Consider the following 22,906-nt stretch of genomic DNA (forward strand, 5'->3'; position numbering starts at 1 on the left):
AATTGTTCATTTTGTTTGTCAATGCTTATTGCGCCTTAACTTATTATGCCTTATAGTATTTATTATTCTTTAAACGCATCCAAAGCCATGGATGGTTTCCCGTCGGATTGCCACGCACTCAAAGAATACCCACTCCAGGATTTCTCGCCTTCGGGTTCCCAATAAATTACTCCTAGACCTTTGTTATTGGGCACTGCTTTTACTGCTTTTATAACAGCAACTAGCATATCATGGGTGTTTTGTACCTTGTCATACTCGCCGCCTATTTCTACAATCATGACCTCTTTGTGGTATCGAGAAACCATATCGTTGAGATTATTTTGCAAATCAGCAATCGTTTCCAAGTAGTCTTTTTTGATCCAAAAAGGATAATAGGACATCCCAATTACATCGTATTTTACCTTATTTGCAGTGGCATTATCAAAAAAAGTTCTGAATTTTGAACCATTATTTCCCTCGTCAAGGTGCACGATTACTTTGATTTTAGCATCTACCGCTTTGGTTGCTTCGTATCCTTTGTTAAGTAATTGTGCTAGTTGACTCCAATGGGTTGTACTGCCTTCTGGCCAAAGCATGCCACCAGGAATTTCGTTTCCTACTTGTACCCATTCTGGCGTTACTCCCTCTTTTTGTAATGCTTTCAAAACCTCAAAAGTATGGTTGTAAACATCCTTTGCTAGTTCTGGAAAAGTATGATTCTCCCACCCTTTTGGCTTGGTTTGCTTGCCTGGATCTGCCCATGAATCGCTGTAATGAAAATCGATCATGATGCGCATTCCCATTTTTTGGGCACGAACTGCCATCGCTACCGTTTCGGCTTTGCTGCAATGTCCGCTGGCTTTGTCGGTATTTGGATTGACCCAAACCCGCAACCTAATGGTGTTTATTCCTCGGTCTTTCAAGAGTTGCAGGCAGTCTTTTGACTTTCCATCGGCGTCATAAAATTGGTATCCTGTGGCTTCCATTTGTGGCAACCAGCCCACATCGGCTCCTTTTGCGAAAGCGGTAGGTAACACTTTTTGGGCAAGGCAAAACGAATTTGCCCCGAGCGCCAAAAAAGCGATTAGAACGAATCGGAATGGTGTGAATAAGCTTTTCATTTTTCGATTTTTTTAACTAAATAACTGTTTTATGAGGCTCTTATTTTTTGCAAAATTTAAACTGCTGTACCGCTTCTCCTGTAGCAATCGAAAGGATGTAAATCCCAGCATTCCAATTCGAAACATCAATTGTGTTTTGACTTTTGGCACTAGCATTGGCATTCGAGAAAACAGTTTGTCCTAAAATATTGGTAATTTTCAATGCTGTAATTTCGGTATTACCGCTATTTTTAACATTCAAAATACTAGAAACAGGATTAGGATACACCAGTACTTTTGCCACTGAACCTTTATCGTCAAGACCTAATTGCACCAAAAAAGCGTCTAATGCAGCCGATGGTTTCCCATTGCTCAACCACGCACTCAATTGATAGCCACTCCAGCTTTTGGCGCCTTCGGGTTCCCAATATACCACGCCAAGTCCTTTATTGTTGGGCACCGCTTTTACGGCATTGATGGTTGCGGTGAGCATGTCTTTAGTGTTTTGAACTAATGTGTAATCGCCACCCACCTCAACAATCATTACTTCTTTGCCATATCGTGATACCATATCCTTTAAATTATTACCTAAAGCCACAATCGATGTGGTATAATCTGGATGTGAATTTGAACCCAACCAATACGGATAATAGGACAGTCCTATAACATCATATTTAATACTTTGCGCTTTAAGCCCGTCATAGAACCACCTTGATCTGGCGTTATCATTGCCTTGATCAATGTGAATAATTACTTTGATGGCGGTGCTAATCGCTTTTGTGGCATCATATCCTTTGTTGAGTAATTGCGTTAATTTGACAAAGTTATTCCCCGTATTACTGCCGTCAGGAAAGAGCATTCCGCCTGGAATTTCGTTACCAACTTGAACCCATTCTGGTGTTACTCCGGCTGTTTTTAGTAAATTCAAAACAGCATAGGTATGGTTGTACACATCGTCCTGCAATTGTGCAAAGGTATGCGTGGCCCATGCCGCAGGTTTGGCTTGATGCCCTGGGTCTGCCCAAGTGTCGCTGTAATGAAAATCAATCATAATGCGCATCCCTAAATTTTGCGCTCTTACTGCCATCACAACGGTTTCGGCGGGACTGCAATGCCCATTTTTAATATCGGTACTTGGGTTGACCCAAACGCGTAATCGAATGGTGTTGATGCCTCTATCCTTAAGCAATTGCAAACAATCCTTTGCGGTGCCGTCAACATCATAAAATTTATAACCTGAAGTTTCCATTTGTGGCAACCAACTCACATCTGCGCCATTCGAGAATGCGAAAGCTCCCGTGCTTTGTGCCATGCTGGAATACGTAACTAGCAAAGCAAAAGCTAGTAGTAGTATTTGTAATGGTTTCGTTTTCATAAATCGGAGTTTTATTTGGGTTGTAATTATGCTTTTTGAATGCTTAAAAGGATTGAAATTTGTAAATTGTTTTGTGATAATACAATTCATTTTCCTTCAAAATGGAACTAGGAAAATGACCGTGATTGGGCGCATCAGGATAATTTTGGGTTTCAAAACAAATACCACTTGTGGGATGGTAATTAGCGTTTTCTTTTCCTTTAATTTCTCCAAAACAATTGCCTCCAACATAAATATGCACCGCAGGCTGATTAGTATAAACCGACATTTTTAATTTGTTTTTTTTGTTAAAAAGAGAGGCTGCAAATTCCTCTTTTCTATTCAATACAAACGTATTGTCAATGATTTCTGGACAGCTTTTGGGCGAACTAAAATCATACGGAAAATTAGCAATATTCAAAATCCAACCTGTTGGGATGCCTTCATTGGTTTTTTGCAAAGTTTTAGTCGAATTTACGATTAATTCTTGTTCCAAAACATTCGAATCATGACCATCGAGATTAAAATAGCTATGATGCGTAAGGTTGACCACGGTATCCTTGGTTGTTCTAGCGACATATTCTATCGACAATTCGTTGTCTTCAGATAATGTATAGGTTAAATCCACCTGCAATTCGCCTGGATAATTCTCCTCCCCATCAGGACTAACATGCGTAAAGGTTATGGATGGATTTTTGTTTTTATTTATATTTTTGACAGACCATATTTTTTGGCTAAAACTTTCGGCACCACCATGTAAGGAATGATTTCCATTGTTTTTATGCAAAACAATTTTTTCATCATTCAACACAAATTCACCTTCATTAATTCGTCCCGCAAAACGACCAATTGTGGCTCCAAAATAAGGAGGACTTTGCAAACCAAACGAATCGATATAGGCGTCCAAAGAATCAAATCCAAGAACAACATCAACAATTTCGCCACTCTTCAAGGTCATTTTCAAACCCGTAATAGTCGCACCATAGTTAATAACCTGCATTTGCATCCCGTTTTTATTTGCCAATGTATATTGATACACCGCCTCATTACTTGGTAGAGAACCAAATAATTCCTCGCCATAATGCGATTTAAAATGTGATATTTGTTTTATTTTCATTCTTTTATTATGAAATTATAAAAATCAAAAGTAGGCGATACATTCATTTTAACATACCAGTACCTACCAGTTTTTTGTATCTTGCGCAAAAATTCAGCATTTATGAAAGTCATTACTATCCAAAACAATCTGGGTGTACCCAAATACAAACAAATTATCCTTTCGATTGAAAAGGCAATTGAAGAAGAAAAATTAGTAAAAGGCGACCAACTTCCATCCGTAAATAAAGTTTGTTTGGAATTTTCGTTATCCAGAGATACCGTCTTACAAGCCTATGATGAATTGAAAAAACGAGGGATTATTTTTGCCATTTTGGGCAAAGGATACTACATCAAAAGCACCGAAATCACTATAAAACAACGCATTTTTCTACTTTTTGATGAGTTAAATATTTTCAAGGAAGACCTCTACAATTCCTTCTTGAAAAACATTGGAAAAAATGTACAAGTCGATATTTTTTTCCATTATTTTAATGTGCAAGTTTTCAAGAAACTAATAAATGACAACAACGGAAACTACACGAAATACATCATTATGCCCACTAACTTAATCGATGTAGCTGCTTGTATAAAAACCCTACCAGTAAACGAAGTTTTCATCCTCGATCAAACGAATATCGATCTTGATAACTATCCTACCATATATCAAAATCACAAAAAAGACATCTATGATGGTCTCCACAAAGGAAAATCGAGATTGAATACCTACAAAAAACTCATCATGATTTTCCCCGGATTTCGAGAACCATTGGGAATGAAAATTGGGTTCGAAAATTTTTGTACTGATTTTGCTTTCGACTATGAAATAATTACCGAATTTACCGATCGAGAAATAGCAATTGGTGAAGTATACATTATCCCAAACGATCGTGATTTAGTTCGGGTTATCGAAAAATCGAAACAGCAAAACCTGAAATTAGGACAGGATTTTGGCATTATTTCCTATAACGAAACCCCACTCAAGAAAGTGGTAGCTAATGGTATTACCACTATTTCGACCAACTTTGAAGCCATGGGAAAAATTTTGGCACAAATGATTATCAAAGGCAAAAAAGAACAAATCGAAAACAAATGCGCCTTGATTATCAGGAATTCATTGTAATCATATTTTTAAAAAACATATTCATGCTTCTCATTTTATTTACTCAAACCACTCAAGGCGCTCGCTTTTAAAATAATTGTGAATAAAAAAAGAAAATACACCACTGATTACTTCGCCTGTTCACTCTCGTTCGAGTCACAGATTTTAAAACCAAAACAATGCTGTTTGATTGCACAAATTTATAAATCAGTGTCAATTTCATTCCTTTTAAGTTATTGAAATCTGTGAGTCTGTGGCAGTCTTTTAAAAGTGAATGCCCTGCAAACCACTACTTTTTTCTTTTAAATTGATTGCAAATTGTTATAAAATAATCAAACCTAAAATTATTTGTTTTTGTAAAAAAAATTTGTTTACATTTGTAAATGTATTTTTTACACTTATTATTTTTTAATCAATAATACGATGTAAAAAAGTGTTTTACAGACCATAAATCAAATACCAATTAATTTTAGACCCGAAATAATGAATCAAAAAATAGACCAATTAGCAGCCGATAATATCCGAGCACTCGCTATTGCCATGGTAGAAAAAGCAAATTCAGGACACCCAGGTGGTGCCATGGGAGGAGCTGATTTTATGCACATTTTATATACTGAATATTTAGATTTTGATCCAAACCAAATGGATTGGGCCTTTAGAGACCGCTTTTTTATGGATGCGGGACACCTATCGGCCTTGATGTATGCACAATACTATTTGTTGGGAAATTACGAAAAAAGCGACGTGCAACAGTTTAGACAATGGGGTTCGATAACACCTGGTCATCCTGAAGTTGATGTGTTACGAGGAATCGAAAACACCTCTGGGCCACTCGGTCAAGGGCATGCCATGGGCGTAGGTGCTGCTATTGCTGCCAAGTTTCTCGATGCAAGATTCTATGGGATTTTTGACCATAAAATATATGGTTTTATTACCGATGGTGGCGTACAAGAAGAAATTTCGCAAGGGGCAGGACGTATTGCGGGACATTTGGGATTGAATAATTTTATCCTGTTTTATGATTCGAATGATGTGCAACTTTCGTCGATGACAGATGAAGTGACCTCCGAAGATACGGCTATGAAATACGAATCTTGGGGCTGGAAAGTCATCACGATTGATGGTCACGACCACGACCAAATCAGGAAAGCATTACATGATGCTAATGCCGAAACCAGCAAACCAACCCTTATTATCGGGAAAACCATTATGGGAAAAGGCTGTGTTACGGCTGACGATGCAATGTATGAAGGCGAATGCGAATTGCACGGAAAACCTATTGGCGACACCAAAGCCGATTTCACAAAAACGCTATTGAACCTTAAAGCAAATCCCGAAGATCCGTTTGCGATTTTTGATGCAGTTGCTTCCCATTACACGACTATCAAAAGCCAAAAAGCAGCAAAAGCAGCTATCAAAAAAGCCAAAATTGCACTTTGGGAAAACGAAAACCCAGCTTTGGCAGCCAAAATGCAACTGTTCCTATCTGGCGAAATACCTGAATTGGATTTGAGCACTGTGGTTCAAAAAGCCAATGCCGCAACTAGAGATGCCTCCTCGGCCGTGTTGGCGTATTTGGCCGAAAACGTAGAGAATATCATCGTTTCATCTGCGGATTTATCCAATAGTGATAAAACGGATGGGTTTTTGAAAAAATCATCGGTTTTGCAAAAAAATGATTTCAGTGGTGCCTTTCTGCAAGCAGGAGTTGCCGAGTTGACCATGACTGCAATCGCCAACGGGATTGCACTTCACGGCGGAATTATTCCTGTTGTTGCCACGTTTTTTGTGTTTTCGGATTACATGAAACCCGCCATACGCTTGGCCGCAATTCAAGAACTTCCTGTAAAATATGTTTGGACACACGATTCGTTCCGAGTGGGCGAAGATGGCCCAACACACCAACCTATTGAGCAAGAAGCACAAATTAGATTGATGGAAAAAATAAAAAACCATTCGGGGAATCAAAGTTTTCTTGCCCTTCGTCCAGCTGATGCAATCGAAACTTCGGTGGCTTGGGATATGGCTCTTAAAAACACTAAAACACCTACAGGATTAATCCTTTCGAGACAAAACATCAAAGACATTCCTGCTGTAACTTCCAGATATGAGGAGGCTACTCAAGCTACAAAAGGTGGGTATCTAGTCCACACAACATCTAATCATGATATTACGTTAATCGCAAACGGATCCGAAGTGGCAACGCTTATGGAGGCTGCTGGAATTTTGGAAAAAGAAAATAATTTAAAAATAAATGTGGCTTCAATCATCTCCGAAGGCTTGTTCAAACAACAGTCCAAAGCATACCAAGAAAGCATTATACCTAAAGGGAAATTAGTGTTTGGACTTACCGCTGGACTTCCTGTAAATCTCGAAGGATTGATAGGCGATAGCGGCAAAGTGATTGGTTTGGAACATTTTGGCTATTCGGCACCAGCTAGTGTTTTGGACGAAAAATTTGGTTTTACCAGCCAGCAGGTTTGTGTAGAAATCCTAAAATATATAGAAGAAAGTAAAAAATAGCTGCTTACTTCGATTAGTAACTGCTTGTACCAATTTTTTAATTGCCGTTGGATTTAGTCAACGCTTTGAAATTCGATTATTTCAATAATTTAGGACTCTTTTCGTCAGATATCCTGCAAGGTTTTTTTCAACCTTGTAGGTATGACGCTAATAATAATACACCTACAAGGTTAAAAAAAACCTTGCAGGAAAAATAACTCACATAATTTATTGGAAAATAAGTTTTGCTACGGTAGTGATCAAAATCTGATAATAAAATTAAAGAATTTCAAAATAATACAACACCTGATTAAACTGATTTTATTAGAATAAAAAAATCTGCCAAAAACAATTTTCTCAACATAATAATATTGGGTTTAGTAAAGTGGCATTTTGGCCAAAGCCAAAGAAAAACAGCATCAACCAGAACCCTTTGGTTAAAACCAAAGGCAATTGAATCAAAAATAATAACAAACAATTTAAACAAAATAAAACATGAAATTTTTTATCGATACCGCAAATTTAAAAGACATCAAAGAGGCAAATGACCTAGGAATTCTAGACGGTGTAACCACCAATCCGTCGCTTATGGCGAAAGAAGGAATCACAGGAGCCGACAATATTATTGCACATTACGTAAAAATATGCGAACTCGTAGAAGGCGATGTTAGTGCCGAAGTGATCTCGACCGATTTAGCAGGAATGATTGCCGAGGGCGAAAAACTAGCCGCTTTGCATCCGCAAATTGTGGTAAAAATTCCAATGATTAAGGAAGGAATCAAAGCTATTAAATACTTTTCGAACAAAGGAATTCGTACCAATTGCACCTTGGTATTTTCGTCAGGTCAGGCTTTGCTTGCCGCCAAAGCTGGAGCCACTTACGTATCTCCTTTTATAGGACGACTAGACGATATTTCTACTGATGGAATGGCACTTATTGCCGAAATCAAGTTGATTTATGATAATTATGGCTACGAAACCCAAATCTTGGCAGCCTCTGTGCGTCACGTCATGCACATTATGAATTGTGCCAAAATTGGTGCCGATGTTATCACAGGGCCTTTGAGTGCTATTGAAGGATTGTTGAAACACCCGCTTACAGATAGCGGTTTGGCTACATTCTTGGCGGATTATAATAAGGGAAATAGTTAGGACTTTTAGAGAAATTTAAAGCCAAAAAAAAGGAAGCTTCTTGTTGTGAAGCTTCCTTTTTTTTGTAATCCTTTGGTTTTGACTATTTAACCATAATCTTTTTTGAAACAGTAGTTGTTCCTGTATTGATTTGTACCAAGTACATTCCAGAGGCTAACTTATTTTTCGAAACCACAGTATACGAACCAGCATTGGCTTTTATGGTTTGGCTTTTTATGACCGTTTGCCCTGTAATGGTAACAACCGAAACTTTTAAATCGCCATTAAAATTGCCTTTGGCCATAATATTAATGGACTCTTGAACTGGATTTGGATAAATAGCAAAGCGGTTTGAAACATCAAAATCATTGATTCCTAAACTTTTTTTGGCAGTAACGGTAGTCAAAACACCGTCATAAGCCACCACTATTTCTTTGCCAGCCGCAGGAACAATTTGTCCCGCAGTCACATAACCATTTACAATTGATGTAAAATCGGTACCTGAACGTTTTATAATCAAGCTTCCGTTATCGATAACGACTTTGGCTTTAGCATTTAAGTTTAAAGCAGGACTATCCAAATCATTTTGGTTTACCATAACAGTTCCAGAATTGATGTTTAGTTTCCCTACAATTGTACCTGTTGTTCCTTCGGTACCTGCATTATCAACATACAAATCGCCAACTATTAAGGCTTGACCGGTATTAAGGTTACCCCCATCGATATTTACAGTTCCGTTTGGCCCTACAACCGTAGCCCAATAAGCATCGGCAGTACCACCTGTATTCACATTCAAAAGTCCCGTTGGGTAATAATCTCTAGTACCTATTTCTAGTTGGTACCCACCGCTTATGGTGCCACCATCGTTAATAGTAGCAATACCATTACCGCCTGATAAAACTCCAATCAAAACAAGTTGTGGGTTATTTACTGGATCATTGCTTCTAAAAGTTCCTCCGTTGACATTCAATATCCCAGTACCTTCACTTCCAAGTCGGAAAATATGACGACAAGTAAATGTGGCACCCGTATTTACAGTAATAGTCCCATTTAATTTATCATTATAAAAGATATTAAAATCTGCATTGACGGTTAAATTCCCATCGGTGCTGTCAAAAATTCCTGGCTGCCAATCTACAAATTTACTAATAACAGCTGAATTACCTAAAGCATGCGTTCTTGCAACTTTCCAACCAGCATTATCAAAAACTATAGGAGCCGATGTACTATTAGTCCAATTGGCGGTGTTATAAAAATCAGTATCCGCAGCTCCCGTCCAACTGTAATCTTGGGCGTGAACACCTGCTGTGAATCCAAAAAATAAAATAGAAACGGCAAACAAAAGCCCTTTTCTTTCATGTAAAGATTTTTTCATAATGAATAAAATTGAAGTTAAAATTTAAAAGTGTGAAAACAACACTTGTCAAATATACTATTTTTTTTATCACACAATAAATTATATTTATTTATTTTCTAAAATAATTACCAGATTACCAGTATATTGCTTTTCATCAAAAAAATGAAACTTTAAAATTTATTTGAATTTTACTTTATGAATTTGTTTTTTATTTTTAACCAACACCTTTTGAATTTAAAAAACTTGAATTTTACTTTTTGAATATTGTCTTTTGAACCAAAATCTTTTGAATTTTAAAATTTGAATTTTGAATTTTGAATTTTGAATTTTGAATTTTGAATTTTGCCTTTTAAACCAACACCTTTTGAATTTAAAAAAATTAGGCACAAAAAAAAGCCCCTTTACAGCGGCTTCATTTATAGTCAAGAATTATAGTCCCTTTTATAAATTCAGAACAAAATCATTCAAAAGTTTGGCATCGTACTTTTCCTTGTCAAACATATACAGATAGGATCCTTTTCTGGAGGATTGCATGTCTTTCTCATCTAATTTGATGAGGATATCTAACGAATTTATTTTGCTAATAAAGTTACGTTTGTCTAATTCCTTACTCAAAATAGCTTCGTATAATTCTAACAATTGACGCATACTGAATTTTTCGGGCAGGAGTTCAAACCCAACTGGTTTTATAGAGGTACGGTAGCGCAACCTCCTTATGGCGTGACGCAACATGCTATCGTGGTCAAAAATCAATTTTGGAGCATTGGCAACACTAAACCATTGCGCATGGTAATTTTGAATCAGTTCTGCATTATGATTTTCAATATTGATCAAAGCGAAATACGCCACAGATATGGTTCGCTCCACGGGATCCCTATCGATATCACTATAGGCGTGTAATTGCTCCATATAAATGTCCTGCAAACCCGTATACCGATCTAGAATTCTAATGGCAGCCGTATCGAGGACTTCTTCTTTTTTCAAAAAACCACCTATCAAAGACCATTTTCCTTTTTCGGGTTCAAAATCTCTTTGAATCAAAAGAATTTTCAATCCTTCATGATCAAACCCAAAAATAATACAATCTACAGCCAGTAGCACTTTGTCGGCTGAACTATAACTATTTAACATCTTTTACCTTTATTTTGGTTGTAAATATAATAACTTCTATAAAAGGGACAACTATATAATGTAGTTTTTACACTTATTATATAGGTAAATCAAAATGAAAACCACTTCCACTTCCCAGCACCTTTTTTGTAAACAAAAAAACAAGAAATACTCAAATAAATACTCTTATTAAATATAAAACTACTTATTCTAGATGGTTTTAACTAATTTTTATCAGTTTGCTGGTTCGAAAACGTTTGAAATTATAATAAATAACAAAATTAGTACTACAAATAACGTTTGCAAAAACAACCCATTCTCCATTTTTTATATGAATTCCCCGATGTAAAACAAAAAATTAATGTTTTTTTAATAATTCAAAATATTGTCTTTTTTTTATAAAAACGACTCATATTTTATTTAAAAAACAGTGTTTTAATCAAAAAAAATAGAAAATAATAGCATTTACTAAAAAAACACCTAATTTTTAAATGTTAATTTTACACTTATATTATCAGATGTGTTTTTTTTATTCCTTTTTTTTAGAAGATTAATTTGTTTTTATGGATTTTTTTTAATTAAATTTACAAATGTAAAACACACACTTATAAATTAACCTTAATAAAAACAATATGATAACAACCAAACCATTATTTTTCTATTGTCATTTTTTAATTCCAAAAAAAGAATGGCTATTAGCAGTAGTAGTACTACTATTTTCTTCGCATACCGCATTCTCTCAAAATGACAAAACCATTACTGGTGTCGTTACATCGGCAACAGACGCTATGCCATTACCCGGTGTTAACGTTGCCGTTAAAGGAACAAAAACAGTTGTCGTAACAGGATTAGATGGAGATTATGCTATTAAAGCAAACTCAAATGATGTTCTTGTATTTTCATACGTAGGAACAGCCAATCAAGAACTAACAGTTGGAACTAAAACAATAATAAATGTTGCTCTAAAAGACGACCAAAACCAACTTAACGAAGTAGTTGTCGTAGGTTACGGAACTCAAAAGAAAGCAGATCTTACTGGATCCGTTAGTGTAGTAAATATGGAAAACGCCAAAAAGACTGTAACTTACGATGCTGCAAAAATGTTGCAAGGTCAAGTAGCGGGTGTAACCGTGCAATCATCAGGAGAGCCTGGAGGATTTGTGAACATAAAAATTAGAGGAATCAACTCCTTTAGTAACAACAATCCTTTATTTGTAATTGACGGAATGATTGTAGACAGTCCTTATGATTTTGCACCTGGCGAAATTGAGTCCATGCAAGTATTAAAAGATGCGTCATCGGCAGCTATATATGGTGTTCGTGGAGCAAATGGTGTAATAATCATTACCACAAAAAAAGGAAAGAATGGCAAATTTGACATTAAATACCGTTCGCTTATTGGTTTTCAAAATGTTGCCAAAGAATGGTCATTGACTGATAGACTTGGATACCAAAATATTACTAGTGCTGCCGAAAGAAATGCTGGTTTAGCTAGTATTGCCCCAGGAAATGATCCAAGTAGTCCGTCTTACATCAATAATGTAGATACCAATTGGCAAAAAGAAGCTTTCAAAACAGGTGTTATCGAAAACCATGCGTTAACATTTAGTGGTGGTGCCGAAAATTTAGGATACAGCATGAATGTTGATTATTACAAAAATAGCAGTTACTTAAACTCACCTCAAGATTACCAACGTTTATCTACGACTTTGAATTTAACAGGTAAAAAAGGAAAATTCAAATACGGTTCAAAAATTGGTTTCACACAATCAGACAAAGAAAACTTTAATGAATACAATGCAGGAGAATCGCCAATTAGTGATTTATTAGGCGCAATCCCAACGATGCCCGTTTATGACGCCAACAGATTGGGTGGATACGGTGGAACAACTAACTTGACACAAAGAGCCATCTCAATGAACGTTATTGGATTCAATAATTTAATTACAAATACAGGAAAAAGAAACCGTTTCATTGGAAATATCTGGGGAGAACTAGAAATTGTAAAAGGATTAAAATATAAAATTGATGCCAGTTTTGACCGTTTAGATTGGCAAAACCGAAAATTTGTACCACCAAGTGATTTAGGTTGGTATTATATTACAACTAATGACGAAGCGTCATTAGATGTGTCAACTGGAAATCAATCTAGAACTTTCTTGAACAACTTACTTACCTATGAAATTACAATTAACAAACATAAAATTGATGCTTTAGTAGGTAGTGTTCAAGAACGTAGCGACTATTACAACCATTGGTCAAGAGGAGTTGGGTATACACCTGGCGAAATTAGCCACATTGAATATGCTGATGCAACAAGTGCTGGAGAATACGAAAACACGATTACAGGTATGTCTTATCTAAGCCGTATTAATTATTCGTATGATGACCGCTATTTAGTACAAGGAAACTTTAGACAAGATAAAACATCACTTTTTAGTCCAGAAAACAATACAGGAAATTTCTACTCTTTCTCTGGTGCATGGAAAATTTCCAATGAAAAATTTATTCATTTACCAAAATGGATTAACACTGCTAAATTAAGAGCTGGTTATGGTGTATTAGGTAACAATACCATAGGAACTTATGCCTATTCGCCTACCATAAATGGTTTTGCTGGATATGATTTCAATAACGTTTTAGCTCCAGGAACAACAGTAGTAAGTGCTATTGATCCTAATGTACACTGGGAAGAAACTAGAACAACTAACGTTGCCCTTGAATTAGGAATGCTTGACAATGATTTACAATTTACAGCAGAGTATTACATAAAAAAATCAACCGATTTATTAATTGGAGTTCCATTACCTTACTCAACAGGTGCATATCCTGCAAGTGTTACTACTAATGCTGGTGCAGTTCAAAATACTGGATTGGAGTTTTCAACAACGTACAACAACAATCACCATGCTTTTAAATACAGCATTTCAGCAAATTTAGGAACTTTAAAAAATAAAGTAACCCAAATTGGACTTAACGGAAACCCAATTTATGGTGCCGCTTCAAAAACAGAAGTTGGCAGATCAATAGGTGAAATTTATGCTTACGAAACCGATGGAATTTTTCAAAATGCAGCCGAATTAGCAGCAGCTCCAACTCAAACCAATGCAGGTGTGGGAGATATTCGTTTTAAAGATGTGAATGGTGATGGAAAAATAAGTGATTTAGATAGAACGTATCAAGGAATTACAATCCCTAAATACAGCTACGGATTTAACTTTAACGGTTCCTACAAAAACTGGGATTTCTCCATGTTTTGGCAAGGTGCTGGGGGTAACAAAGTGTTCAATGCCATGTATCGTAACTTAATGGCTGGACAATACGGCAACCATAGTACCGATGAACTTAATTACTGGACGCCTACAAACACCAATACTAATGTGCCACGTCCTATTATTGGTGATCCTAATGCCAACGCAAGAGACTCTAACCGATTTATTGAAAGTGGTAATTATATCAAATTACAAACTATGGAAATTGGATACGAAATTCCAGTTCCTGAAGCGAGTTTTATTAAAAAAGCAAAAGTATTTGTTAATGGACAAAATCTATTAATCATTAGTAAATACAAAGGATATGACCCTGATTTTAATAGCAACGACGGATTATTCTCAAGAGGATATGACGGAGGTTCATTCCCTAATCCTAGAACTTTCTCTTTAGGACTTGAAGTAAATTTTTAAAATTAGTAAACCAATTAAAAACGAATCAAAATGAAATATAAAATATTTAAATATATAGCTGGTTGCTTTTCACTGGCGATTGTAACAACCAGTTGCGTTAACAATGAAGATTTACTTCAAGTTGATCCTAATGTAGCAACAGCTGACTCATTCTGGAAAACAGATCAGGACGCTATCGAAGGAGTAAACGCAGCTTACGGAAGTTTACTTACAGATGGTACGTACATGCGAAGCACACCTTTGTTATTGGACTTAAAAGGCGATGACACTAGAAGTAACAGCCCGTGGGACGCTATGTACAATGTAGGTCGTTTTAACTCCAATGTTTCCAACTCGGCTATTTATGGCTGGGCTTATGAAACCTATTACCAAGGAATTTATCGTGCCAATCAAGTACTTACCAATGTACCAAAAATTGAAATGACCGATGCTGCTCTTAAAAGTAGAATTTTGGGCCAAGCCTATTTCTTGAGAGGATTGTATTTGTTTCATGCCGTAAACATGTTCAAAAGCGTGCCTTTGCCTACTGAAATAGCTGTTTACTACCCCCAAAAAACAAACGAAGAAGGTTGGGCTCAAGTAATTGCTGATTTCAAAGCAGCTGCGGACTTGCTTCCTGCCTCTTACACATCCGTAACTGGTTTAGACGCTGGACAAAAAGGACGTGCTACCAAAGGTGCTGCACTTGGCTATTTAGGAAAAGCGTACTTATTTACCAAAGATTTTGAAAAAGCCAAAACAACTTTCAAACAAGTTATTGATTTGGGCGTTTACTCTTTAGTAGCTAATTATCGGGACAACTTTACGGATACTAACGAAAACAATTCGGAATCTCTTTTCGAAGTACAATTTAGTAGAGCCGCAGGTGGGGTAGATTTAGGTTGGGGTGGTGCACCAGCATCCGGTTGGGGAAAAACTTCAGCACGTGCTATTACCTATGCGCCAAGAGCTTTTGGATGGACAGATGTACAACCAACCTGGACATTATACAATGAATTTCACGACGAGTTAACCACTTCAGGTGCTGTAGATCCTCGTTTAGATGCCACTATGTTTTACAACAAACCGGGTGTGAAATTATACGGACAAGATTTTGCTACTTTTTATGCTAAAAATGCGGGAGATTTGAATGATTTATTTTGTAGAAAATATGAAAATTCAGATGGAAATTACGCAAACGAATACGATTGGCGTTCTGGAATCAACGAGCGTTTGTTGCGTTATTCAGATGTGTTGTTAATGTATGCCGAATGTTTGAACGAAACTGGCGACACGCCTGGTGCCTATACCTACATTCAAATGGTACGAAGCAGAGTGGGCTTGCCTAACTTAAGCACTGCAAAACCTGGAATGAATCAAGTTGCTATGAGAGAACAAATAGGTCACGAAAGATTTTTGGAGTTCCCACTAGAAGGGCACCGTTTTGACGACATACGTCGTTGGGGATGGTTGCAAAACTCAACAAAATTAGCTTGGTTAAAATCAAGAGATGTTGAGTTTAACTCGTATGCTACAGGAAGAGAATTTTTCCCAATCCCACAATTGGAAATGGATAACAATCCAGGAACCGTTCAAAATGATGGGTATTAAAATTTAGTTGATTTAGTTAAGTTTTAAAATCATGTGGCAACCATAATAAGGAGGCTACATGATTTTATTCCTTAAAACAGAAACAAAAATTATCTAAAAAATACTATTTATACTTTTTCAACTATGATAAAATCAAAAAAAATAGCCGCTCTACTCCTGTTGGGTCTAGTGGTAACAAACTGCCAAAAAGACGATGTTCAAACCGAAGTTATTGCTACGACACCAGTAACTCAATCCAGTAGTTTAACTGCCAAAACAGTTGCGGGAACTGTAGCTTCACACGACCCAAGTACAATTGTAAAAAGCGGCGTAAACTATTATGTATTTACAACGGGAGACAATATTCCTATGACCTATTCCACAAATTTAATAAATTGGTCTTGGGGAACATCCGTATTCAGCAGCACACCGAGCTGGATAACGAGTTATGTTTCTGGTTTTACTAAAACATATTGGGCACCAGATGTGGCTTGGTTCAACAATAGATGGAATATGTATTATTCTTGTTCTACGTTTGGGTCTGCTAGCTCGGCAATTGGGTTGGTTACTGCTCCTTCTATATCGCAAAGCGCAGGAACTACTTGGACGGATAGAGGTGTTGTCGCATCCTCATCAACATCGTCAGATGTAAATGCAATTGACCCGTCTATTCTGGTGGACGGTAGCAATGTCTATATGGCATACGGATCCTTTCATGCAGGAATTGGTGTGATACAAATTAACGCTTCAACGGGTAAAACAATAGGTAGCAAAACAATTGTGGCAGGTGGTAGCAGTGCCAGTTGGGAAGCACCTTGTTTAATTAAAGAAGGAAGTTATTACTATATGTTTGCCAATCGTGGAGCTTGTTGCCAAGGGGTAAACAGCACCTACTATATTGTAGTAGGGCGTTCCACAAGCCCATTTGGCCCATTTGTAGATAAAAGTGGCGTGGCATTGACAGCAGGTGGTGGTACAACCGTCTTGAAAACGACTGGGAACTACATAGGCCCAGGTCATATTTCTAGAATTGTAGGAACTCAAAAAGGATCTGTTCATTATTATGATGGTGCCGATAGTGGCAATCCTAAACTAGAAATAGTTAACTTTACATGGTCAAGTGGTTGGCCAACTATTGCTTATTAAAAAAAATATTTTGAGGGATTCTAAAAAAATCCCTCATTATTAATTAAAATCAACATGAAAAAAATTGCATTACTATTATTTATTTTAACTTTTTGCAGTCAAAATAGCTTTGCGCAAAAAGAAACGACAGTGCTTACCATAAAAAATACACCAAACGCACCTACAATCAATAAAAACATCTACGGTCATTTTGCCGAGCATTTGGGACGTTGCATTTATGGTGGTTTTTTTGTGGGTGATACATCCAAGATACCCAATACAGCTGGAGTTCGTAACGATATTATAGATGCTCTAAAGAAATTAAAAATCCCTAATCTACGCTGGCCAGGCGGCTGTTTTGCCGATACCTACCACTGGAAAGACGGAATTGGTCCTAAAGAAAACCGCCCAACAATAGTAAATCAATGGTGGGGCGGCGTTACCGAAGACAACAGTTTTGGAACCCACGATTTCTTAAACTTATGCGAACTACTGGGTACAGAGCCTTATTTAGCTGGAAACATGGGCAGTGGGACGGTTCAAGAATTAGCAGACTGGGTTCAATACGTAAATTTTGGAGGAAAAAGTCCAATGAGCGATTTGCGTGTAAAAAACGGCAAAAAAGAACCATGGAAAGTAAAAATATGGGGAGTTGGTAACGAAGCCTGGGGATGTGGTGGTAACATGACTGCCGATTATTATGCTGGCGAATACCGCAAATATGCCACATTCATGTCCGATTGGTCTAACACGGGAGGCTTGATGCGTGTAGCTTCAGGAGCCAATAGCACAGATTACAACTGGACCGAAACCTTGATGAAAAACATACCAGCAAACATGCTTGGCGGAGTTGCTCTGCATCATTATTCCGTAATTGATTGGAACAAAAAAGGAGATGCCGTTGATTTTACAGAAGAAATTTATTTCAAAACAATGCAACAAGCATTAAAAATGGAGGAACTGGTTACCAAACATTCCGCCATTATGGACAAATACGATCCGAATAAAAAAATTGCATTGGTTGTAGATGAATGGGGAGGTTGGTATGAAGTTGAAAAAGGCAGTAATCCTGGATTCTTGTACCAACAAAACACCATGAGAGATGCCGTTCTAGCAGGAGCTACATTAAACATTTTCAATAATCATGCCGAGAGGGTACGTATGGCGAACTTGGCACAATGTGTCAATGTTTTACAAGCCGTAATCCTTACTGACAAAGCCAAAATGATTTTGACACCCACTTATTATGTGATGCAATTATATAGCGTACACCAAGACGCACAATTGTTACCCATAACTATTAAATCTCCACTTTACACCTACAATGGCGAGACACTTCCTGCTATATCCGCTTCGGCATCCAAAGATAAAATGGGATTGGTGCATATTTCAGTAGTAAATGTAGATTCCAAAAAACAAAATACACTTGAAATTGACCTCAACGAACTGGGCATCAAATCCATTTCAGGTCAAATTATAGCATCATCAAAATTGCAGGATTTCAATTCATTTGATAATCCAACCAAAATTCAGCCCGTTGCTTTTAAAGGCTTTGAAATAAAAAAAGGCAAATTAACAGTTACTGTACCTCCGTTTTCAGTACTAATGCTGGAAGGCAAATAATACCATTCCTTATGAAAAAATCAAATTCCATTGTAAGAGTAGTCACTCGTTTTGTACTGCTTTTTGTAGTCCTAGCATCGGTTAGTAGTTGTTCCAAAAGTGATCCAGCACCTACGCCAACTCCTACTCCCACACCAACCCCTACTCCCACGCCTACTCCCACATTTGCTGGACCAACATACTCGGATAATTATTCGGCTATTTCAGACTGGGGAAGCAATTCGCAATGGAATTTGGCCAACGTACACGATCCCTCAGTTGCTAAATGTGGCGAGTATTATTATATGTACCAAACCGATGCTTCCTACGGAAACGCAACCGAAGGTCACGGGCATTTTTTCTACAGGCGTTCCAAAGATCTTATCACTTGGGATTTCATGGGATCTTCTATGACTACAGCTCCTGCTTGGGTAAAAGATTCCTTGAACAACAAAAGAGCTCGAATGGTTCCCGCTTTGCCAGCAATAGCAAACCCAACCTATGGTTTTTGGGCACCTTGCGTGCGGAAAGTAGGGAATATCTATAGAATGTATTACAGCATTGTCGTAACCGAACCTATTGTAGGAACAGATTACAATACTTCTTGGTCTGAAAGAGCGTTTATTGGTCTTGCCGAAACTGATGACTTGGCATCCAATGTTTGGACAGACAAAGGAATGGTCGTTTGCTCGGAACCTGATGGTGTAAAAAGTTATGTCCGAAATGGTGCTAACGATTGGGATGCATATTTTAAATTCAATGCCATTGACCCCAGTTTTGTAGAAACACCCGGCGGAGACCAATACTTAATTTATGGGTCTTGGCATTCTGGTATTGCCGCTTTAAAACTGAATCCAACCACTGGAAAACCAGATCAATTGAAAACCTTGAGCGATTACGGAACTCGTATTGCTACTCGTAGCGCCACGAGCCGTTGGCAAGGTTCCGAAGGGCCAGAGATTATATATAATTCAGATACGGGTTATTACTATTTATTCATGGCCTATGACGGACTTGATGTGCCTTACAATACCCGTGTGGCGCGTTCCAAAAATATCACAGGCCCATTCCTAGGAATAAATGGTGCCGATGTTACCAGTGGTGCCGATTGTTTCCCAATGCTAACGCATCCTTATGCGTTTAATTCCCACACAGGTTGGGTTGGAATATCGCACTGTGCCATTTTCCAAAATCCAGATACCAAAGAATGGTTTTATTCCTCTCAAGCGCGCTTACCAGTAGGCGTTGCAGGAATTGCAGTGTCTAATGCTATTATGATGGGGCATGTTCGGGGCATACAATGGACGGATGATGGCTGGCCAGTAATTGCACCAGAACGTTATGCTGGTGTTCCCGCAACGACCATTAGCGAAACCTCGTTTTTAGGAACATGGGAACAAATTTCTATGAACTATCAGTATGGTGTGATTCAAAAATCAACTACAATTTACTTAACTGCCGACAAGAAAGTAAGCGGTGGCGTTACAGGAACTTGGTCGTATGATAGCACCAACAAAACCCTAACGGTGAATGGTGTGAAATGTAAAGTAAGTGATGCCTGGGACTGGGAAAATGCCACTCGCAAAGTAACCCTAACCTACTCTGGTCTTACCGCAGGTGGACTGCCTGTTTGGGGCAAACAAGTCAATTAAGTAATAACCATGGTATAATGGTGTGTTTTAAAATCAGATGAAGTTTTTTAATTAGCTCATTTATAATTATTTTCATTGCAATTGCTTCTTTTGACTTTACGACATTTAAACTTTCGACTTACTTAATTACCCTTTTTTTTTAATATTTTAAATGTAGTGAAAAATGCTCTTTCTAGTTTTAGAAAGAGCATTTCGATAAAATAGCCTGTCCTAAACAATACAAAACATGAAAAACACAATCATAACCCTCGCCCTTTTTACCGTTGTCGCTTCTCTCAAAACAATGGCGCAAAATACTGTTTTGGCTTCCGCCAAAGATAAAAAGGCAACTACAACAGCCATCAACAACCCGATCATCAAGGACAAATACACGGGTGATCCAGCAGCTTTGGTTTACAAAGACAAAGTCTATCTCTATGCCGGTCACGATGAAGCTCCCAATGATTTTAATTTTTATAAAATGAACGAATGGTTGGTCTATTCCACCTCCGATATGGTGCATTGGCAAGAACATCCCGTACCGCTAAAAGTAACCGATTTTACTTGGGCAACCTCCGATGCTTGGGCGTCGCAAGTAATAGAACGTAACGGAAAATTCTACTGGTACGTTACCGTTTCACACGGTGCTATCAACGGAAAAGCCATTGGAGTAGGCGTTTCAGATAGTCCAACAGGCCCGTTCAAAGATGCGCTAGGAAAAGCATTAGTGACTAACGACATGACGACCCAAACCAAAATTGATTGGGACGATATAGACCCAACCGTAATGATAGATGATGATGGTCAAGCCTACATTTTTTGGGGAAACAGCGTGTGTCATTATGCCAAATTAAAAGCCAACATGACCGAACTCGATGGCGAAATTCAAACCATCACCTTACCCAATTACACCGAGGCACCCTGGATTCACAAACACAACAATTGGTATTACCTGTCATACGCCTATCAGTTTCCAGAAAAAATTGCCTACGCCATGAGCAAATCTATCAATGGACCATGGGAATACAAAGGAATCTTGAACGAACTCGCCGGAAATTCCAACACGAATCATCAAGCTATAATCGATTTCAAAGGCAAATCCTATTTTATTTATCACAATGGAGCCACGCAACCCAATGGAGGTAGTTTTAGAAGATCGGTATGTGTAGACCGCCTATTTTATAATAAAGATGGTACTATGAAACGAGTGATTATGACAACCGAGGGCATTCAGAATTAAAACAAAAACACCATGAAATTACACCACTACCTATACATTTTCCTGACACTATTGTTTAGTTGTTGTTCATTTGCCCAAGACATAACCGTTCACGACCCTGTTATGATCAAGCAAAAAGACACCTATTACATCTATTGCACGGGTCAAGGCATCAGTGTTTTTAGTTCCAAGGATTTAAAGAACTGGAAATCAGAACCACAAATATTCCAAGAAAAACCACTTTGGATTGATGCCATAGTCCCCAATTTCGACAATCACATTTGGGCACCCGATATTTCTTTTCATAACAATACCTATTATTTGTATTATTCGGTTTCGGCTTTCGCCAAAAATACGTCGGCAATAGCACTAGCAACCAATACCACTTTGAACCCAAAAGACCCTGCTTACAAATGGATCGATCACGGCATTGTCATTCAATCTATTCCCAACCGAGACCTTTGGAACGCTATAGATCCCAACTTAACATTCGACGAAAATAATACGCCTTGGTTGGCATTCGGCTCTTTTTGGGAAGGTTTGAAAATGGTCAAATTAAATCCCGATTTAAATGCTATCGCACAACCACAAGAATGGCATACGATTGCCAAACGCAAAAGAACCTTCGAACTTCCTGATGCAGATCCAGGCGATGGTGCCCTCGAAGCCCCATTTTTATTCAAGAAAAACGACTATTACTACTTATTTCTGTCATGGGATTTGTGTTGCCGAGGCGAAAAAAGCACCTATAAAGTAGTCGTGGGAAGATCCAAAACCATTACAGGCCCGTACGTTGACAAAAACGGAAAACTTTTGACCGAAGGCGGCGGAACTTTACTCATTCAAGGAGACAACAACTGGTACGGAGCGGGACACAATAGCACCTATACTTTTGACGGGAAAGATTACATCATTTTTCACGCCTATGATGCCCAACAAAACGGGAGACCAGTACTGCAAATCAAACAATTGCAATGGGATGCTGCTTTATGGCCGATGCTTTAAAAACATAAAAAAAGACAATGGACAATACAATTTTATTTTCAGAAAGACAAAAGTTTAAACAACCGTGGCTTTGGCTAATACTAATTGGCATTAACGGACTTTTCCTTTTTGGCGTTTATAGACAAGTTATCAGCGGACACCAATTTGGTACCAAACCAATGAGCAACACAGCGCTTTTAATTGCAATAGGTTTGACATTTCTACTAACGCTTCTGTTTATAAATTTTCGTCTTGACACAATCATTAAAAAAGACGGAATTTATGTTAGTCATGGTCGGAAGAAATTCCGACCATTTTTATTTCAAGTTTTAAAGACTTTGGCAGGGTCTCCACCAGCAAAGA

At 37.7% G+C, this 22,906-nt stretch carries 15 protein-coding genes and 1 pseudogene; 11 read left to right on the forward strand and 5 right to left on the reverse strand.

What is annotated here, in order from left to right; genetic code table 11:
- Positions 1–62: 62 nt before the first annotated feature.
- Genes FNW21_RS11840 through FNW21_RS11850 form a run of 3 tightly spaced genes read right to left on the reverse strand, consistent with a single transcriptional unit; the run spans position 63 to position 3,550 of the window.
- Positions 63–1,100 (reverse strand): glycoside hydrolase family 53 protein, encoded by a 1,038-nt coding sequence (locus FNW21_RS11840; protein WP_144256962.1) that lies wholly within the window; start codon positions 1,098–1,100, stop codon positions 63–65.
- A 40-nt stretch (positions 1,101–1,140) separates the two neighbouring features.
- The gene (locus FNW21_RS11845) at positions 1,141–2,454 is read right to left on the reverse strand and encodes a glycosyl hydrolase 53 family protein (RefSeq protein ID WP_144256963.1); all 1,314 of its coding nucleotides are present in this window, start codon (positions 2,452–2,454) and stop codon (positions 1,141–1,143) included.
- 43 nt (positions 2,455–2,497) lie between these two features.
- On the reverse strand, positions 2,498–3,550 hold the full coding sequence (locus FNW21_RS11850; protein ID WP_144256964.1) for an aldose epimerase family protein: 1,053 nt from the start codon (positions 3,548–3,550) through the stop codon (positions 2,498–2,500).
- Between the two features lie 102 nt (positions 3,551–3,652).
- Between FNW21_RS11850 and FNW21_RS11855 the strand changes: the two genes are divergently transcribed.
- The 3 genes from FNW21_RS11855 (at position 3,653) to fsa (ending at position 8,284) form a co-directional block, all read left to right on the forward strand.
- Positions 3,653–4,651: a GntR family transcriptional regulator gene (locus FNW21_RS11855; protein WP_144256965.1), complete on the forward strand. Its 999-nt coding sequence runs from the start codon at positions 3,653–3,655 to the stop codon at positions 4,649–4,651.
- Between the two features lie 462 nt (positions 4,652–5,113).
- Positions 5,114–7,153 (forward strand): transketolase family protein, encoded by a 2,040-nt coding sequence (locus FNW21_RS11860; RefSeq protein WP_144256966.1) that lies wholly within the window; start codon positions 5,114–5,116, stop codon positions 7,151–7,153.
- 474 nt (positions 7,154–7,627) lie between these two features.
- The gene (gene fsa / locus FNW21_RS11865) at positions 7,628–8,284 is read left to right on the forward strand and encodes a fructose-6-phosphate aldolase (RefSeq protein WP_144256967.1); all 657 of its coding nucleotides are present in this window, start codon (positions 7,628–7,630) and stop codon (positions 8,282–8,284) included.
- 82 nt (positions 8,285–8,366) lie between these two features.
- On the opposite strand, the gene FNW21_RS11870 is transcribed toward fsa, so the two are convergent.
- A complete protein-coding gene (locus tag FNW21_RS11870) occupies positions 8,367–9,638 on the reverse strand; it encodes a T9SS type A sorting domain-containing protein (protein WP_144256968.1) in 1,272 nt (423 codons plus the stop codon).
- A gap of 423 nt (positions 9,639–10,061) precedes the next feature.
- On the reverse strand, positions 10,062–10,751 hold the full coding sequence (locus FNW21_RS11875) for an NUDIX hydrolase (protein ID WP_144256969.1): 690 nt from the start codon (positions 10,749–10,751) through the stop codon (positions 10,062–10,064).
- A 611-nt stretch (positions 10,752–11,362) separates the two neighbouring features.
- Here FNW21_RS11875 and FNW21_RS11880 point away from each other — a divergent pair.
- The 8 genes and pseudogenes from FNW21_RS11880 to FNW21_RS11915 form a co-directional block, all read left to right on the forward strand.
- Complete coding sequence (locus tag FNW21_RS11880) at positions 11,363–14,413, forward strand: SusC/RagA family TonB-linked outer membrane protein (RefSeq protein ID WP_144256970.1); 3,051 nt, start codon at positions 11,363–11,365, stop codon at positions 14,411–14,413.
- Positions 14,414–14,443: 30 nt separating this feature from the next.
- Entirely contained in the window at positions 14,444–16,003 is a 1,560-nt protein-coding gene (locus FNW21_RS11885) for a RagB/SusD family nutrient uptake outer membrane protein (RefSeq protein WP_144256971.1), read from the forward strand.
- A 123-nt stretch (positions 16,004–16,126) separates the two neighbouring features.
- Positions 16,127–17,128 (forward strand): arabinan endo-1,5-alpha-L-arabinosidase, encoded by a 1,002-nt coding sequence (locus FNW21_RS11890; RefSeq protein WP_144256972.1) that lies wholly within the window; start codon positions 16,127–16,129, stop codon positions 17,126–17,128.
- A gap of 54 nt (positions 17,129–17,182) precedes the next feature.
- Positions 17,183–18,730, forward strand: a complete 1,548-nt coding sequence (locus FNW21_RS11895) for an alpha-N-arabinofuranosidase (RefSeq protein ID WP_144256973.1) — start codon at positions 17,183–17,185, stop codon at positions 18,728–18,730.
- A gap of 11 nt (positions 18,731–18,741) precedes the next feature.
- Positions 18,742–20,361 carry an arabinan endo-1,5-alpha-L-arabinosidase gene (locus FNW21_RS11900; protein ID WP_144256974.1) on the forward strand — a complete coding sequence of 540 codons (1,620 nt, stop codon included), beginning with the start codon at positions 18,742–18,744 and terminating at the stop codon, positions 20,359–20,361.
- 283 nt (positions 20,362–20,644) lie between these two features.
- The gene (locus FNW21_RS11905) at positions 20,645–21,580 is read left to right on the forward strand and encodes a glycoside hydrolase family 43 protein (protein ID WP_394344691.1); all 936 of its coding nucleotides are present in this window, start codon (positions 20,645–20,647) and stop codon (positions 21,578–21,580) included.
- Positions 21,581–21,592: 12 nt separating this feature from the next.
- A complete protein-coding gene (locus FNW21_RS11910) occupies positions 21,593–22,564 on the forward strand; it encodes an arabinan endo-1,5-alpha-L-arabinosidase (protein WP_144256976.1) in 972 nt (323 codons plus the stop codon).
- A 17-nt stretch (positions 22,565–22,581) separates the two neighbouring features.
- Positions 22,582–22,906, forward strand: a pseudogene (locus FNW21_RS11915) (hypothetical protein); the annotation flags it as partial.

The organism is Flavobacterium restrictum (assembly GCF_007097245.1).
Lineage (GTDB): Bacteria > Bacteroidota > Bacteroidia > Flavobacteriales > Flavobacteriaceae > Flavobacterium > Flavobacterium restrictum.